This window comes from Dyella flagellata (assembly GCF_030160275.1).
GTDB lineage: Bacteria > Pseudomonadota > Gammaproteobacteria > Xanthomonadales > Rhodanobacteraceae > Dyella_B > Dyella_B flagellata.
In genome coordinates this window covers 178,411-194,648 of sequence record NZ_BSOA01000049.1, presented here as the reverse complement: position 1 = coordinate 194,648, position 16,238 = coordinate 178,411, and the positions used below count along the sequence as shown (strand labels likewise).

Here is a 16,238-nt window from a genome sequence, read left to right as displayed (position 1 = left end):
TCGTTGACGCATGAGCCTGCGCCAAAAACTTCTGCTCGTCGCCCTGTGCACCCTTGCCTTGCCGGTGGCCGGCTGGCTGTACGTGCGCCAGATGGAAACCCTGCTGCGCCAGGGGCAGGAGCAGGCATTGACCGCCACGGCCACGGCGGTCGCGCGCAGTCTTGCGGTAACCGACGTGCCGCTGCCGCAGCCCGGCGAGGGCTGGTACGTGCAGCAGGCAATGAATCCCATCGTCGTCGATGGTTACGGTGACGATTGGGCTCCGATGACGCCGTGGAGCCAGCGGCTGGGCAAGCAAGGCAAGCTGCTGCTAGCAGAGGACGACAACGGTTTCTACCTCTACATCGACGTGCACACCTCGCGCCGGACGCGTGCCGATGCAGGGGACGTCAATGCGCTTTCCGCCGACCATGTGATCCTGGAACTGGTACAAGGCGACCAGCACCGGCGTTACCTGATTGCCAGCGCGGCGCCAGGCGCGTTCACGGCACAGACCCTCGATCCGCCCACAGGGGATCTGCCGGACCGGGTCGTAGGGCAGTGGCAAGAGGACGGCAGCGGCTATCACGCCGAGCTGCGCCTGGCACGCGGCCTCGGCTTGAGCGCGCTTGGCGTGGGCGTCTATGTGGCGGCCGATGGCGGCGATCCGCTTGCGGTGGATGTCCGTCCGCTCTGGCGCTACTCGCAGGATTTGTCGCAGGAACTGGCCCAGCTGGCGCCCAGCGGCACGCGCGCGCGCCTGGTTGCGCCCCAGGGCTGGCTGCTGGCGCAGAGCGGCCGCCTGACCACCTCCGGTCCGCAGCCGAGCTGGTGGTCGTCGGTGATCTATCACTCGCTGCTCGCCAATCCGTTGGAGGACGCCGAAGCGTGGACCACGGACGCACCGCGCCTGGAGCTGCCCGAGGTGAAAACGGCCCGCAACGGCCAGCCCACGACCTTGTGGCGCCAGGGCGAACAACGCGACAGTGTGGTGCTGGCCACCGCCGTTCCGGTGGAGCGTGGCCAGAGCGTGGTCGGCGTGCTGCTGCTGGAGCAGGCCAGCCGTGCCGTGCCCTTGCTCGCCAATCGCGCCTTCTTCAGCCTGCTGCTGACCAGCTTCGGGGTGACCCTGGTGGCGGGCGCGATCCTGCTGTTCTTCGCCACGCGCCTCAGCCTGCGTCTTGGCCGCTTACGGGATGCGGTGGAGCGTGCCCAGCTCAATGACGGGCGTCTGGACGGCCAAATGATCCAGAGTCATTTCCCGATGTCCGAGTCCGATGACGAGATCGGCGACCTGGCCCGCAGCTTCCAGAAGCTATTCGAGGCGGTGGGCGGCTACACCGACTACCTGCGCACGCTGGCATCGAAACTCTCGCACGAATTGAACACGCCGCTGGCGATCGTGAAGTCGTCGCTGGACAACCTAGAGCACGCCGAGCTTTCCAATGAAGCACAGCCTTATCTGGCACGTGCGCGAGACGGAGTGGCCCGCCTGGGCACGCTGGTGCGTGCGATGAGCGAAGCCAGTCGAATGGAGCGCGCCATTGCCGCCGCCGAGCCGGAGGATGTCGATCTGGCCGATGTAGTGGGTGGTTGTGCCGAGGCCTATCGGCCGCTGGCCGGCACGCGCCAGCTGGAATGCGTGCTGCCCGATCAGCCGGTGCATCTGCACGGTGCGCCCGAGCTGATCGCGCAGGCGTTGGACAAGCTGTTCGACAACGCGCTCTCGTTTACCCCCGTAGATGGCTGGCTGCGGCTCAGCCTGCGCGCGGTAGACGATGGAGCCGAGATCGAGCTGGCCAACCAAGGGCCGCCGTTGCCGGCGGCGATGCAGGGACGGCTGTTCGACTCGCTGGTCAGTCTGCGTGACAAGGCCACGCCTGGCGATGCGCCGCACCTTGGCCTTGGCCTATACGTGGTGCGCATGGTGGCCGAACGCCACGGCGGCGTGGCCTCGGCGCGCAATCTCGAAGACGGCAGCGGCGTGGCTTTCAGCCTGCGCCTGCATGGCATGCCGAGGCAGCGCCTGGCGGGTTGATTCTCCAAAAGCCGGGGGAGACAAAACGCGGGCTGCCTATACAATCCCAGGTTCTCCTGGTTTCACGGAATGCCCCCACGTGATTTCCCGCGACGAATTCCAAGCGCTCGCCGCCCAAGGCCACACCCGCATCCCGTTGGTGCGCGAAGTGTTCTCCGACCTGGACACGCCGCTGTCGGTCTACCTCAAGCTGGCCGACGGCCCGTACACTTTCCTGTTCGAATCGGTGGAGGGCGGCGCGACCTGGGGCCGCTATTCGATCATCGGCTTGCCGGCGAAGCGCGTGTATCGCCTGCGCGGGCACGAACTGGAAGTGGAAGACGCCGGTGAAATCATCGAGCGTCGCCATCTGGACGAGCCGCTTGCCGAAATCGAACGGCTGCGTCAGCAGTACAACGTGCCGCGCCTGCCGCAGCTGCCGGCGTTCAGTGGTGGCCTGGTCGGTTATTTCGGCTTTGAGACGATGGGCTACATCGAGCCGCGCCTGGCGCAATGGGATCGCCCCGATGAGTTGGGCACGCCCGACGTGTTGCTGATGCTGGCCGAGGAAGTCGCCGTGTTCGACAACCTCAAGGGCCGCCTGTACCTGATCGTGCACGCCGATCCTGCGCAGCCGCAGGCCTATGCGCATGCGCAGCGCCGGCTCGATGCGCTAACGCACCGGTTGCGGCAGGGCGGTGCGGCGTATCCGCAACTCACCCAATCGACCGCGCTCAACGAAAGCGACTTCAAATCCTCCTTCACGCGCGAAGAATTCGAAGCTGTGGTGGAGCGCGCGAAGGAATACATCCGTGCGGGCGACATCTTCCAGGTGGTGCCCTCCCAGCGCTTGAGCGTCGGCTTCAATGCCAGGCCGGTGGATGTCTACCGCGCGCTGCGCGCGATGAACCCTTCGCCCTACATGTATTTCGTGGACCTGGGCGACACGCAGATCGTCGGCTCGTCGCCGGAAATCCTCGCGCGCCTCAAGGATGGCAAGGTGGTGGTGCGCCCGATCGCCGGTACGCGCAGGCGCGGCGCCACGGAGCAGGAGGACCAGGACCTGGAAGCCGAACTGCTGGCCGATCCCAAGGAACGCGCCGAGCACGTCATGCTGATCGATCTGGGCCGCAATGACATCGGCCGCATCTGTCAAACCGGCAGCGTCGAGGTCAGCGAATCCTTCGTGGTCGAACGGTATTCGCACGTGATGCACATTGTGTCGCAGGTGCAGGGCGACGCGCATCCGCAGCTCACCTACATGGATGTGCTCAAGGCAACGTTCCCCGCCGGAACCGTCAGCGGCGCGCCAAAGATACGCGCCATCGAAATCATCCAGGAACTGGAGCCCTACAAGCGCAACATCTACGCTGGCGCCATCGGCTGGATCGGCTGGTGGGGTGATGCCGACACCGCGATCGCCATTCGCACCGCAGTGATCCAGGGAGGTCGCCTACACGTGCAGGCGGGTGCGGGCATCGTGTACGACTCCGATCCTGCGTCAGAATGGGAGGAGACCATGAACAAGGGACGCGCGTTGTTCCGCGCGGTGGCCCAAGCGGCCAAAGGATTGTGAGCTATGCGAAACACCACTCGTGGAATTAGTTGCCTTACGGTTATGGCCGTGCTGACGTGCGCATCGCCATTGTTGGCGCGAGAGTCCAGCAAAAATTGGGCGGATACGCCGCTGAGTCGCACGCAGGCGCTGGCCGAGCTGCAGAGCTTGAACGCGCAGCTGCTAAGCCACCCGAGCGCTACGCTCACCCTGGAGCGTTGGTGTGCAGCACATCACTTGTCGCCGAACGCAAAGGTCGTTGCCCATCGCGTGCTTGGCGTGCCCAAGCCGTTGCCTGATGATGGGCGCAAGCTGCTCGACATAGAACCTGGCGAAAAGGTGGGCTATCGCCGGGTGGCCTTGAGCTGTGGCGACGTCGTGCTGTCGGACGCCGATAACTGGTACGTGCCTGCACGCCTCACCGACGAAATGAATCATCAGCTGGATACGTCCGACGTACCGTTCGGCAAAGTGGTCCAGCCGCTGCACTTCCGCCGCCAGACCCTCTCCGCCGACCTGCTGTGGTCGCCCTTGCCCGAAGGCTGGGACAGCGGCAAGCCCTTGCCTCCCCCCAGCGATCAGCCTTTGGCCATCCCCGACCACGTGTTGCAGCATCGCGCCGTGCTGTATACCGGCGACAACCAGCCTTTCAGCCTGGTGGTCGAGAGCTATACCTCACATGTGCTGGTCAGCCCTTGAGGATTGACGGCCTGCCATACCGAGGCGATATGCCGTAGCCACTCGCTTCGAGTTCCTGCTCGATGAACTCGATCCAGGCCCGTGTCTTGCCGGGTAGGTGTTTTCTTTGCGACGTGACGACGTAAACACCATGCGGCGCAGGCATAAAGGCCGGCAGCAGCGGTATCAGTTGCCCTGTTTCGAGCAGGTCGTCAACGATGAAATGCGGGGTGAGAGTCAGGCCCATCCCGGCCAACAGTGCATCGCGCAGCATCAGGCTGCTGTCCACTTTCAGGCGGCCGTTCACCGGCATGGCAAGCTCGCGGCCGTCGACCATGAATGGCCATGCGGCCCGGTCAGAGTGCGCATAGAACAAGGCCCGATGGTGGGTGAGGTCGGCAGGATTGTTCAGCGGCGGCGCGTGCTTCAGATAGCGCGGCGCTGCCACAAGCACCCGTGAAACGGCACCTAGCCGCCGAGCATAAAGCGATGAGTCCGGCAACGCTGAGCCGATGCGCAGCGCGCAATCATATCTTTCGGCCACTACGTCGACGTACCTGTCGTTGAGCGACAAGTCGAGCGTCAGGTGAGGGTGGCGCGCCAAAAAATCCGGCACACGCCGAGCCACCCAGCGCAAACCGAAGGAATGAGGCAACGAAACGCGCAGTTGCCCGTGGGGCTGTGCGCCCTGTTCTTGCAGTCGCTCGATGGCTAACTCGGTTTCGTCGAGGATGCGTACCACCGAATCGTAAAACACCGCCCCGGCCTCGGTCATGGTCAAGGTCCTGGTGGTGCGCTGAAACAGCTGTGCGCCCAGGTCCTGCTCAAGGTTCGCGATCAGCTTGCTGACGGCGCTGCCGCCAATCCCCAGGCGCTCGCCCGCGCGTTTGAACGACATCAATTCGGCCAGGGCTCGAAAAGCGCGCAGGTGTTGCAGGGAAGGCCCGTCCATTTCGTTCCATTTGCGACTTAATGAAGTGCCTAAATAGTACAACTAAGTCCTATATGGAAGTTTTACAGTGCCCTCACTGGCGATGACGCCGAGCAGGCAGGAGGCACGAAATGGAACCCTATGAAATTCGCCGCTCAGAGTCCCGTGGCAAGCTGGCGAGCGATTGGCTGCAAGCACGCTTCAGCTTTTCCTTTGGCAGTTACCAGGAAGCAGCGCGTATGCAGTTCGGCGCGCTGCGCGTCCTCAATGAGGATTGGGTACAACCGGCAAGCGGTTTTGCCATGCATCCGCATAGAGACATGGAAATCTTCATGATTCCGCTCGCAGGAGCTATCGCACATGCCGATAGCCTGGGCTACCAGGCTGTCATCCGGCCGGGCGAGATCATGATGATGCGAGCGGGAACGGGCATCCACCACAGCCAGATGAACGCTGACGATCGCGTGTTGGATCATCATTTGCAGGTGTGGCTCACGCCCCGCCAACTCGGTCAGGAGCCGAGCATCCGCATCCAGCGATTCGATACGGCCGAACGCGAGGGCAAATGGCAGTTGATCGCCTCCGAGCGCGATGACGACGTCAGCCTGCCCCTGGACCAGGATGCGAAGCTCTACCTGACCCGGCCGCGGCCTGACGCTCCGCTCAACTACGTGCCGTCGCCCGGGCGCAGTCTCTACCTCCATGTGGCCAGCGGCCCGGTAAGCGTGCAGACCGCCTGCAGCGCCGTGCCCGAGCAGCTCGATACGGGCGATGCCATGGCCTGGCCAAGCGCCGCAGCTTTCGCCGTCACGGCCATCGGGCATGCCGGTCAGGAGCTTTTACTGATCGATCTTCCGGCCGTTTCGGCCTAAGCGAAAAACCTCGCCGGACGCTCTTCCGTTTCAGCTGTACAAATCCTTGCCTGTAAAGGAAACACCATGTCACGCCTGGCTTCTGCCATTGTTGCCATCTCGCTCGCTGTCTCTGCCACCGTAGCGCATGCTGCACCTCCCGTACTGGACGAACTGACGCCCGACAACAGCATCATCATGCTGATCGATATGCAGCCCCAGTTCGCCTTTTCGACCCGCTCCACCTCCATCGATTCGCTGATCAACAACGCCGAGGGACTCACCGAGGCGGCGCAAGCGTTCAAGGTGCCGACCCTCATCACCACCATCACCGCAAAAGGTTTCGGCGGGCCGGTATTCCCGCAAATCCAGGCCGCGGCGCCGAACGTCACACCGATTGACCGCACCACCATCAATGCGTGGCAGGACCCGCGAGTCGCCGATTACCTCCATCAGGCGCGCAAAGCAGGCCGCAAGAAGATCATCATGGCTGGGCTTTGGACCGACAATTGCATCGTGCTGCCAGCTCTGTCGGCGCTTAAGGAAGGGTACGAAGTCTACGTGGTGACGGACGCCAGCGGCGACTACGATGCCGAATCGCACGAACGCGCGGTTCAGCGCCTGGTGCAAGCCGGCGCGGTGCCGATCACCTGGTTGCCGGTCATGCTCGAATGGCAGGCGGATTGGAGCAAGAAAGAAACCGCCGGCAAGGTCGTCGACATCCTCTCCAGGCATGCCGGTTCGACGGGGCTTGGGATCTTCTACAAGAACACCATGCTCAACCGATAAGGCGATCCCCTTCGGCCATGCCGGGCCTCCGCCATTGCTGCACTGCCGCGATGACGGCCGCTACAATGCATAATGCTGGTTCCGTCTTTCGATGACCGCCCGGTTAGATGCGGGTGCCCATGAGATCAGAGAGTTAGGCCAATCATGCTGCTGATGATCGACAACTACGACAGCTTCACCTTCAACCTCGTGCAGTACCTGGGCGAGTTGGGGCAGGAGGTGAAGGTGGTGCGCAACGATGCGCTGGACATCGCCGGTATCCGCGCGTTGAAGCCCTCGCACATCATGATTTCCCCGGGGCCGGGCACGCCGGACGACGCCGGCGTTTCGCTGGCGGTGCTGCGCGAGCTGAGCGGGGAAATTCCGGTGTTCGGCGTGTGCCTCGGGCACCAGGCGATCGGCCAGGCGTTCGGCGGCAAGGTCATTCGCGCCAAGCAGATCATGCATGGCAAGACCTCGCCTGTGCGTCACCGGGGCAAGGGGGTGTTTGCCGGCTTGCCGGATCCGTTCGAGGCCACCCGCTACCACTCGCTGGTGGTGGAGCAGACCTCGCTGCCCGATTGCCTGGAAATCACTGCCTGGACCGAGCACCCGGACGGTTCCATCGACGAGATCATGGGGCTGCGCCACAAGACCCTGGCAGTCGAAGGCGTGCAGTTCCATCCCGAATCGATTCTCACCCAGCACGGCCACGACCTGCTGCGGAATTTCCTGGGCCTGCCGCTGCACCAGCTCGCCGCATGACGGCGCGCCTGATCACCATCACGCCGCAGGAGGCCCTGCAGCGGACGATCGAGCACCGCGAGATCTTCCACGATGAAATGATCGCGCTGATGCGCCAGATCATGAACGGCGAAGTGAGCCCGCTGATGACGGCGGCGATCATCACCGGCCTGCGCGTGAAGAAGGAAACGGTAGGTGAGATCACCGGAGCGGCGCGTGTCATGCGTGAGCTGTCGGCGAAAGTGGATGCGCCGGTGCACCCCCATTTCGTGGATATCGTCGGTACCGGCGGCGACGGGGCGTCGACTTTCAATATTTCCACCGCGGCGATGTTCGTGACTGCCGCGGCCGGCGCCCGCATTGCCAAGCACGGCGGGCGCAGCGTTTCCTCCAAATCGGGTAGCGCAGATGTGCTGGAAGCACTCGGTGCGCGCATCGACCTGAAGCCCGCGCAGGTGGCGCAATGCATGGCCGAGACCGACATCGGCTTCATGTACGCGCCCAACCATCACCCGGCGATGAAAGTGGTCGCCCCGGTGCGCAAGGAAATGGGCGTGCGCACGCTGTTCAACATTCTCGGTCCGCTCACCAATCCGGCGGGTGCGCCAAACATCCTGATGGGGGTGTTCCATCCGGACCTGGTCGGCATCCAGGTGCGCGTCTTGCAGGCCTTGGGAGCCCAGCATGCCCTGGTGGTGTGGGGGCGCGATGGTATGGACGAGATTTCGCTGGGCGCTTCCACCCTGGTGGGCGAGCTGCGCGACGGCGAGGTGCACGAGTACGAAGTGGAGCCGGAAGACTTTGGCCTGGCCATGGCCTCCAGCCGCAACCTTAGGGTGGAAAACGCCGAGGAATCCAAAGCCCTGCTGCTGGACGCCCTAGGCAACCGCCAGGGGGTGCCGCGCGACATCGTCTGCCTGAACGCAGGGGCCGCGTTGTATGCCTCCGGGCTGGTTGGCAGCATCGCCGGTGGCATCGAGCTGGCCCGGGCGACCATCGCCAGCGGCGCGGCACGTGCCAAAATGGAAGCGTTCGTTGCAGCCACCCGGCGGCTGGCAGATAGTTGATACTAGCCCCGGACGCGGTCTTGCCGCCTCCCCGTTATCCCACCTGTGCCGATCAGAGCCTCATGACCGACATTCTTCAACGCATTCTTGCTCGTAAGGCGGAAGAGCTCGCCGAGCGCAGCGCCAAGTTGCCTCTGAAGGAGCTGTCTGCGCGCGTGGCGGACATGCCCGATACGCGTGGTTTCGCCGCGGCGGTCGAAGCGAAGATTGCCGCGGGCGACGTGGCGGTGATCGCTGAAGTGAAAAAGGCCAGCCCGAGCAAGGGCGTGATCCGCGCCGAGTTCGATCCGGTCGCCATCGCGCGCAGTTACGAACTGGGCGGAGCGGCATGCCTGTCGGTGCTCACGGATAAGGATTTCTTCCAGGGCAGCGAGGACTTCCTGCGGCAGGCGCGCGCGGCCTGCTCGCTGCCGGTGTTGCGCAAGGATTTCGTGATCGATCCCTACCAGGTGTACGAAGCGCGCGCGATCGGCGCCGATTGCATCCTGCTGATCGTAGCCGCGCTGGGCGATGCGGATCTGCTGGAGCTGTCGCTGCTGGCCGCCGACCTGGACCTGGACGTACTGTGCGAAGTGCACGACGCCGAAGAGCTGGAGCGCGCGCAAGCCGTGCCCGTACCGCTGATCGGCGTCAACAACCGTAACCTGCGCACTTTCGAAACCTCGCTCGATACCACGCTCGGACTGCAGCAACTGATGGAATACGACCGCATCCTGGTCGCCGAGTCGGGCATCCATACGCCGCAGGACGTGGAGCGTTTGCGCGAGGCGGGTATCAACGCATTTCTGGTCGGCGAGGCGTTCATGCGCGCGGCCGACCCTGGGCAGGAACTGAAGCGGCTGTTCAATACGCACTGATCATGTTTACAGGGGAAACGAATCACGCGCCGGCGCAAGCGGGCAGCGATGCCGATGCGTCGCGCACAGTGCTGTTCGACTTCGACGGCGTGCTATTCCAGGGCGATGCTTTCGGGCTGTTCATCCAGCATCGCTACGCCGGTTCGCCGATCTACAAATTTCTGGCAATACTGTGCTTGCCATGGTGGTTGTTGTGCAGCGTGTTTTCGCGCCGGCTTGCGAGCCGGGCACTGATCCACGTGGCGCTATGCGGCCTTGGGGCACAACGCTACCAGGTCGCCGCCGAAGCTTTTGCCGACGAGCTCGTGCGCCGCCCACGCCAGTTTTATCGCGATGGCCTGAGCGTTTTGCGCCGGCATCTGGCGGAAGGCGACCAAGTGATTGTCGTCACAGGTTGCGAGCGGATCCTGGTCACGCGCCTGCTGAGCCAGTTGGGCCTGCCCGAACTGCGCATCGTCGCCTCACAGCTGAAGCCCGGCTTGTTCGGCATGCGCGTGTATATGCACAACGTTGGCCGTCGCAAGGTGCAGAACCTTGCCGCCCAGGGCGTGACCGGCTGGCGGCTGGCCTACAGCGATTCCTTCCAGGACATGCCGATGCTCAAGCAGGCCGGCGAGGCGGTGCTGGTCAATGGCACGCCCAAGCTGTGCAAGCGGGTGGAGAAGGCGCTGGGCAGGGCGGTGACACGGGTGGCCTGGTACTGACTGCCGCCCGCCTTTGGAACATCCGCCAAAGCGTCGCGTAGGCTGGGATGAAATCCCAGCATCCATCCACCCGCATGAAAGCTGGGATTGTCATCCCGGCCTACAGGGTGCCCTCGGGAGGCTTGCAGCTTCGGTCGGGGCAAGATACGTTAGTGCTTACGCATCTCTCCTGCAGACATCCATATGTACCTGGCATCCCTGGGCAAACTGGCACTCGGCAGCCGCCTGAAAGCCCTCAGCGACCACTTCTATGGCGCCGCCGACGAGGTCTACCAGACCCTCGGTGCCCGCATCGAATCCCGCTGGCTGCCGGTGCTACGTTATTTGTGGGACACCGGTCCCAGCTCGGTGAGCGAAGTGGCTGCTGCGATCGGCCAGACCCACTCGGCGGTGAGCCAGCTCAGCGACAAGCTCGTGCGTTCGGGCATGATGCGGCGGCGGCGCGATCCGGCCGATGGCCGCCGCACGGTGCTGGTGCTCACCGACAAGGCGCATGCCTCACTGGCCGAGCTCGGCCCGATCTGGTGCGCCGTGCGGCGCGGAGTAAGTACCTCATTGGAAGAACATGCCATGCAGTTGCTCAATGCCATCGAGGCCTGCGAGCGCGCCTTGCAGGAACGCCCGGTAGCCGAGGCGATCCTGGCCGAGCACGCAACCATCAAGGCGACGCCTCTTCAGGTCGTTCCCTACGCGCCGGAGTTACGCGAACACTTCTACCGCTTGAATGCGCAGTGGCTGGAGCGCTACTTCCGCATCGAGGAGATCGACAAGGCCGTGCTAAGCGATCCGGAACGCTACATCCTGCAGCCGGGCGGTGCGATCTTCTTCGCGCGGCTGGGTGAGGAGATCATAGGTACCTGTGCCTTGCTGCACGAATCGCCCGGTGTGTTCGAACTGACCAAGATGGGCGTGGATGAAACTTTCCGTGGGCTGGGGGCAGGCAAGCGTCTGCTTGATGCATGCATCGCCGAATTCCACCGGTGCGATGGCCACACCCTGTTTCTAGAATCCAACAGTCGCCTCAAGACCGCGTTGGGCATGTACGAAAAGGCGGGCTTTGTCTTGCAGCCGTCGGTGCGCCCGGGCTCGCATTACGAGCGGGCGGATGTGTACATGATTTATCAGCCCTCGAAGAAGCGGCCTGCTTGATTCGTCGTCCCCGCGAAAGCGGGGACTTAGGTGACTTTGAACGGCCCGCGCATGGTCACTGGAGGCGCTGGGCCCCGGCGTGCACCGGGGCGACTGCATCCAGCTCAGCGCGTGCCGCGCACCACGATCGTCTTGCCCGACACGTCGATCATGCCCTGTTCTTCGAGCTGCTTGAGCACGCGCCCGACCATCTCGCGCGAGCAGCCGACGATGCGGCTGACTTCCTGGCGCGAAATGCGGATCTGCGTGCCGTCAGGATGGCTCATCGCGTCCGGCTCCTGGCATAGGTCCAGCAGGGTGCGGGAGATGCGATTAGTGACGTCCATGAAGGCCATGCGGCTCACCTGGCGCGAAGTGCGCAGCAGGCGGTGGGTAAGCTGGGCGCCGATGGAGAACAGGATCTTCGGGCACTCGTCGCGTAGCGGGCCTTCCATCAGCTGGAACAGGCGCTCGTAGCTGATCTCGGCCATCTCGCAAGGGCTGCGGGTGCGCACCATCGACTCGCGCTGCGCCTGCTCGACGAATAGGCCCATCTCGCCGATGAACTGGCCGCGGCTGATGTAGGCGAGGATGAGTTCACGGCCCTGCTCGTCTTCCGTGCAGACGGCCAGCGAGCCTTCGATGACGTAGTAAAGGGTGTTGGCAGGGTCACCGGGGCGGATGATGGCGGTTTTGCCCGGGTAGCGGCGACGGTGGCAGAGCCCAAGGAAACGTTCCATGGAAGCTGGGTCGGGCGCAAAGCCTAGCGGCGCCTGTGAACGTTCGAAGGCCTGTTGTAACTGGTATTTCAGTTGCACCACAGAAGTTTTCCCCAAGCTGAGTTGATCTCTAGGGTCGCCCATCCTGCGACCAATACGGATCGAAGCGCGTCCTTTGCGACTTTCGCATTATGGCAAAGACATGTGAAGCAGAGGGATGTTCTGTGGCGCCCTGCATAGAGGACGTGATCGGCGGCAAGCAGCCTGCGTGATCCATTCGATGCCCCCTCGCAAACCATTCCCCCGGTGCCCCGTCACGCCGCAGTGCAAAAAAAGGGGCTGGCTGGTTCTGTTTTCCGTCCAATTGCCGCATACTTCGCAGTCTTCCGGACCGAAGGCAGCCCACTGCCATCGTCCGTACACAAGGGGCGTGCAGGATAAGGGTCCAGCACGCTTTTTCAACCAGCGGGGACCCTTGTAGCTAACCCGCCTCACCTGTCGGCCGTGACCCGGCCATGGAGTGTCGCCGTGGTGAAACCCCTCCCTCGCCTGCGTCTGCAGGGCTTCAACAACCTGACCAAGGCCCTGAGCTTCAATATCTACGATATCTGCTATGCGGTATCGGAAGACCAGCGCCAGCGCTACATCGAGTACATCGACGAGCAGTACGACGCCGATCGCCTCACCCAGATCCTGACCGACGTGGCCGAGATCATCGGTGCGAACATCCTCAACGTGGCCCGCCAGGACTACGACCCGCAGGGTGCGTCCGTGACCATCCTCATCTCCGAGGAGCCGGTGGTCGAGAAGCTCGGCCGCGACACGATTTCCGATGCCGTGGTGGCGCACATGGACAAGAGCCACATCACCGTCCATACCTACCCGGAAACGCATCCGCACAACGGCATTGCCACCTTCCGCGCGGACATCGACGTGGCCACCTGCGGCGTGATCTCCCCGCTGAAGGCCCTGAACTACCTGATCGACAGCTTCGAGTCGGACATCGTGGTGTGCGACTATCGCGTGCGCGGCTTCACCCGCGACGTGAAGGGCAAGAAGCACTTCATCGACCACAAGATCAACTCGGTGCAGGACTACCTGGCGCGCCACATCCGCCAGAAGTACGAAATGTTCGACGTGAACGTGTACCAAGAGAACATCTTCCACACCAAGATGCACATCAAGGACTTCGACCTCGACACCTACCTGTTCGAGGCGCACGCGGACGATCTATCGTTCAAGGAGCGCCAGAAGATTGAGCAGCTGCTGCGTCGGGAGATCGAAGAACTGTTCCACGGTCGCAACCTGATGTAACGAAAACCCGCCGAAAGGCGGGTTTTTTGTGGTCCTCGTCGCCCCGGCGAACGCTGGGGCCCAGCGACTTTTAGCTTGGCTCTTGGTTCTTACTCAAACTCGATACGCCACCGTCTTCATCACCAGCGATGTCGCATGCATCAGCTGCGGAATCGGAAACGGCAGCGCGATGCCGCCACGCTCCCGCGCGTTCTGCGCATGCCGCACCTCGTCCTCCTGCATCTGCTTCAACACCGCGCGCGAACGCTCGTCCTGCGCAGGCAGTCGGTGCATATGCTCGGCCAGGTGCGCCTCCACCTGCTTCTCCGTTTCCACCACGAATCCCAGGCTGACCTTGTCACCTGCCAGCGCCGCCAGGGCGCCGATGGCGTAGCTGCCGGCGTACCACAGCGGATTGAGCAGGCTGGGCTGGCTTTCCAGTTCGTGCAGGCGTTCGGCGCACCAGGCGAGGTGATCGGTTTCCTCGGCGGCTGCATCGGTGAGGTGTGCGCGGTTCTCTTCTTTGCGTGCCAGGGCGGCTTGTCCGTCGTACAGCGCCTGCGCGCATACCTCGCCGGTGTGGTTCACGCGCATCAGTCCGGCAACGTGGCGGCGTTCTTTGTCGTCCAGCTCGGCGTCGGCGAAATGGTGGGCGGGGGTAGGGCGATGCGCTTCCGGCGTGCCGGCAACGGTTTCCAGGGCATGTTCGATGCCGGCAAGCAGGCGATCGAGTGGAGTAAGCGTGCGTACGTTCATGACGATATCCATTGCTGCGCAAGCAGGGTCAGCGGGTGCAGCGTGAGTAGGCGGGAGGCTTTTTCTTCCAGGCCTGCCGCCAGGTGCAACCGGCAGCCGATATTGGACGACAGAAGGGCTTGTACATCCAGCGTCTCGACGTGCGTCAGTACGCTTTTGCGTAGTTGCGCAGCTCGTTGCGGAAACTGCAGCACGTGGCTGCCGGCGGCGCCGCAGCAATAGGGCGGGGCAGGCAGGCGCTGCAGCTCCAATTGGGGAATCCGCTGCAGCAGCTTCAACAGGGCCGTATCACTACGCGCCACATTGGCCTGCGTGCAGGGCACATGCAGCGCGAGCCGGGCGGGCAGGGGATTAAACGACAAGGTATCGATCTGTTCGGCCAGCAGGCGATAGGGATCGTCCACATGCACCTCCGGCAGGGACTTGCGCAGAGTGCTCAGGCAGCCCGGTGTCACCGTAACCAGGTAATTGGCGCGTGCTCCAGTCCAAGCCTGTTTAATGCGGGCGGATGCCGCCTCGGCTACGCGTAAGGCGCCGTCGTGCGCATCCAGTGCGCCGCAACAGAATGCCGGCAGGCGCACCACATGATATCCGGCCGCTGCCAGCAGCGTTTCCGCGGCACGCTCGGCCTCAACATCCTGCACGCTGCCCGCGCAACCAGGAAACAGCGCCACCGTCGCCCTTCCCCTGCTTGGCAGGGGAGGGCCGGGGTGGTGTTGCCCGAGCTTGCCGTAACCGACAAGACCTCCTTTTTGCTTTGCAAAAGCCAACCCTGCCCGCCAGGCAGCAGGCAATATCAACCCAAGCCAACGGCTGGCCCTGCTCCAACGAGCCAAGCCCTGCACCAGGCGATTCAGCCATGGCCGCTTCACTATCTGCAGTAAAACCTCAGGTCGCCCAGGCGCCGGCCCCAACAGGCCGCGGGTCTCCACCAGCAACTCCTCATACTTCACCCCCGCCGGACAAACCCGCTCGCAACTCAGGCACCCCAGGCAGTGATCCAGCGGCTCCCGCAGCTCAGCGTTCGGTAAGACCGTCCCCCTGGCAAGCGCCGCCGCGATAGCAATCCGCCCACGCGGCGACTCGGCTTCATTGCCGTCCAGGGCATAGGTGGGGCAGACGGGTAGGCAAAGGCCGCATTGCACGCACTGGTCGGCCAGCACAGCGATCCGGTGGCGGGGGTTCTCAAGAGGCATGCTGTTCATGCTATCATTCGTGGCTCGCAATCCCACCGTGGGCTTGCGCGATGGATGAAAGCTTCGCTATCATCTCGCGCCTTTATTCACCGATTCCGCTTACCGCCCTATGGGTGGCAGACAGGTATTCCGAAATGAAAACGTTCAGCGCCAAGCCGGAAAGCGTCAAGCGCGACTGGTACGTGGTTGATGCCACGGACAAGACGCTCGGTCGCCTCTCGACCGAGATTGCGCGTCGCCTGCGCGGCAAGCACAAGCCCGAGTTCACCCCGCACGTCGATACCGGCGACTACATCGTCGTGATCAACGCCGAGAAGGTGGCCGTTACCGGCGCCAAGCTGGACGACAAGATGTATCACCGTTTCACCGGCTACGTCGGCAACCTCAAGACCACCAGCCTGAAAGATATGCTGGCTACCCATCCTGAGCGCGTCATCGAGATCGCCGTGAAGGGCATGCTGCCGAAGAACCCGCTGGGCCGCGAGATGTATCGCAAGCTCAAGGTGTACGGCGGTGCCGAACATCCGCATACCGCCCAGCAGCCGAAGGCGCTGGAAATTTAAGGAAGCATCATGGCGATTCAGCAGAATTACGGCACCGGCCGCCGCAAGACCTCCGCAGCTCGCGTGTTCCTGCGCAAGGGCAACGGCCAGATCGAAGTGAACGGCAAGAGCCTGGACGACTTCTTCGGCCGCGAAACCTCGCGCATGATCGTGCGCCAGCCGCTGGAACTGACCCAGAGCGTCGACAAGTTCGACATCAAGGTTACTGTCGCTGGCGGTGGCATCACCGGCCAGGCCGGCGCGATCCGTCTCGGCATCGCCCGCGCCCTGATCGAATACGATGAAAGCCTGAAGTCGACGTTGCGCAAGGCTGGTTTCGTGACCCGCGACGCCCGCGAAGTCGAGCGTAAGAAGGTCGGTCTGCACAAAGCCCGTCGCGCCACCCAGTTCTCGAAGCGCTAATCCTCGCCAGAGGCAGCCCTTCCCGGACGG

At 63.4% G+C, this 16,238-nt stretch carries 17 protein-coding genes and 1 pseudogene; 13 read left to right on the top strand and 5 right to left on the bottom strand.

Annotation, left to right across the window (positions count from 1 at the left end; all coding sequences use genetic code 11):
• Positions 1-10 precede the first annotated feature (10 nt).
• From QQJ96_RS21030 to QQJ96_RS21020, 3 genes are all read left to right on the top strand, one after another.
• Positions 11-2,017 (top strand): ATP-binding protein, encoded by a 2,007-nt coding sequence (locus QQJ96_RS21030; protein ID WP_284333980.1) that lies wholly within the window; start codon positions 11-13, stop codon positions 2,015-2,017.
• Between the two features lie 79 nt (positions 2,018-2,096).
• A complete protein-coding gene (gene trpE, locus QQJ96_RS21025) occupies positions 2,097-3,572 on the top strand; it encodes an anthranilate synthase component I (RefSeq protein WP_284333979.1) in 1,476 nt (491 codons plus the stop codon).
• 3 nt (positions 3,573-3,575) lie between these two features.
• The gene (locus QQJ96_RS21020) at positions 3,576-4,250 is read left to right on the top strand and encodes a hypothetical protein (protein WP_284333978.1); all 675 of its coding nucleotides are present in this window, start codon (positions 3,576-3,578) and stop codon (positions 4,248-4,250) included.
• Here QQJ96_RS21020 and QQJ96_RS21015 read toward each other — a convergent pair.
• Positions 4,240-5,181: a LysR family transcriptional regulator gene (locus QQJ96_RS21015; protein ID WP_284333977.1), complete on the bottom strand. Its 942-nt coding sequence runs from the start codon at positions 5,179-5,181 to the stop codon at positions 4,240-4,242. The genes QQJ96_RS21020 and QQJ96_RS21015 overlap by 11 nt on opposite strands.
• A 110-nt stretch (positions 5,182-5,291) precedes the next feature.
• Here QQJ96_RS21015 and QQJ96_RS21010 point away from each other — a divergent pair, with 110 nt between their 5' ends.
• The 7 genes from QQJ96_RS21010 to QQJ96_RS20980 all read left to right on the top strand — a co-directional run bounded on the left by QQJ96_RS21010 (position 5,292) and on the right by QQJ96_RS20980 (position 11,300).
• Entirely contained in the window at positions 5,292-6,032 is a 741-nt protein-coding gene (locus tag QQJ96_RS21010; RefSeq protein WP_284333976.1) for a pirin family protein, read from the top strand.
• A 66-nt stretch (positions 6,033-6,098) separates the two neighbouring features.
• Entirely contained in the window at positions 6,099-6,800 is a 702-nt protein-coding gene (locus QQJ96_RS21005) for a hydrolase (protein WP_284333975.1), read from the top strand.
• 144 nt (positions 6,801-6,944) lie between these two features.
• Entirely contained in the window at positions 6,945-7,544 is a 600-nt protein-coding gene (locus tag QQJ96_RS21000; protein WP_284333974.1) for an anthranilate synthase component II, read from the top strand.
• Complete coding sequence (trpD, locus tag QQJ96_RS20995) at positions 7,541-8,590, top strand: anthranilate phosphoribosyltransferase (RefSeq protein ID WP_284333973.1); 1,050 nt, start codon at positions 7,541-7,543, stop codon at positions 8,588-8,590. The genes QQJ96_RS21000 and trpD overlap by 4 nt, the downstream gene beginning before the upstream one ends.
• 62 nt (positions 8,591-8,652) lie before the next feature.
• Entirely contained in the window at positions 8,653-9,447 is a 795-nt protein-coding gene (gene trpC / locus QQJ96_RS20990; protein WP_284333972.1) for an indole-3-glycerol phosphate synthase TrpC, read from the top strand.
• 2 nt (positions 9,448-9,449) lie between these two features.
• The gene (locus tag QQJ96_RS20985; RefSeq protein ID WP_284333971.1) at positions 9,450-10,151 is read left to right on the top strand and encodes a haloacid dehalogenase-like hydrolase; all 702 of its coding nucleotides are present in this window, start codon (positions 9,450-9,452) and stop codon (positions 10,149-10,151) included.
• A 183-nt stretch (positions 10,152-10,334) separates the two neighbouring features.
• Positions 10,335-11,300: a bifunctional helix-turn-helix transcriptional regulator/GNAT family N-acetyltransferase gene (locus QQJ96_RS20980; protein ID WP_284333970.1), complete on the top strand. Its 966-nt coding sequence runs from the start codon at positions 10,335-10,337 to the stop codon at positions 11,298-11,300.
• Between the two features lie 104 nt (positions 11,301-11,404).
• Here the strand turns inward: QQJ96_RS20980 and crp are convergent, their stop codons facing one another.
• Positions 11,405-12,142: a cAMP-activated global transcriptional regulator CRP gene (crp, locus tag QQJ96_RS20975; protein ID WP_404649350.1), complete on the bottom strand. Its 738-nt coding sequence runs from the start codon at positions 12,140-12,142 to the stop codon at positions 11,405-11,407.
• 384 nt (positions 12,143-12,526) lie between these two features.
• On the opposite strand from crp, the gene speD reads away from it, so the two are divergent.
• Positions 12,527-13,312, top strand: coding sequence for an adenosylmethionine decarboxylase (speD, locus tag QQJ96_RS20970; RefSeq protein ID WP_126685269.1), 786 nt, complete (start codon positions 12,527-12,529; stop codon positions 13,310-13,312).
• Positions 13,313-13,405: 93 nt separating this feature from the next.
• On the opposite strand, the gene coq7 is transcribed toward speD, so the two are convergent.
• From coq7 to QQJ96_RS20955, 3 genes and pseudogenes are all read right to left on the bottom strand, one after another.
• Entirely contained in the window at positions 13,406-14,059 is a 654-nt protein-coding gene (coq7, locus tag QQJ96_RS20965) for a 2-polyprenyl-3-methyl-6-methoxy-1,4-benzoquinone monooxygenase (RefSeq protein ID WP_404649349.1), read from the bottom strand.
• A complete protein-coding gene (locus tag QQJ96_RS20960; protein WP_284334051.1) occupies positions 14,044-14,721 on the bottom strand; it encodes a (Fe-S)-binding protein in 678 nt (225 codons plus the stop codon). Before QQJ96_RS20960 ends, coq7 begins: the two co-directional genes overlap by 16 nt.
• A 288-nt stretch (positions 14,722-15,009) precedes the next feature.
• Positions 15,010-15,243 (bottom strand): annotated as a pseudogene (locus QQJ96_RS20955) (4Fe-4S dicluster domain-containing protein); the annotation flags it as partial.
• Positions 15,244-15,377: 134 nt separating this feature from the next.
• On the opposite strand from QQJ96_RS20955, the gene rplM reads away from it, so the two are divergent.
• Both rplM and rpsI read left to right on the top strand, forming a co-directional pair.
• The gene (gene rplM / locus QQJ96_RS20950) at positions 15,378-15,806 is read left to right on the top strand and encodes a 50S ribosomal protein L13 (protein WP_284333967.1); all 429 of its coding nucleotides are present in this window, start codon (positions 15,378-15,380) and stop codon (positions 15,804-15,806) included.
• A 9-nt stretch (positions 15,807-15,815) separates the two neighbouring features.
• Positions 15,816-16,208: a 30S ribosomal protein S9 gene (rpsI, locus tag QQJ96_RS20945; protein WP_284333966.1), complete on the top strand. Its 393-nt coding sequence runs from the start codon at positions 15,816-15,818 to the stop codon at positions 16,206-16,208.
• Positions 16,209-16,238: the final 30 nt, after the last annotated feature.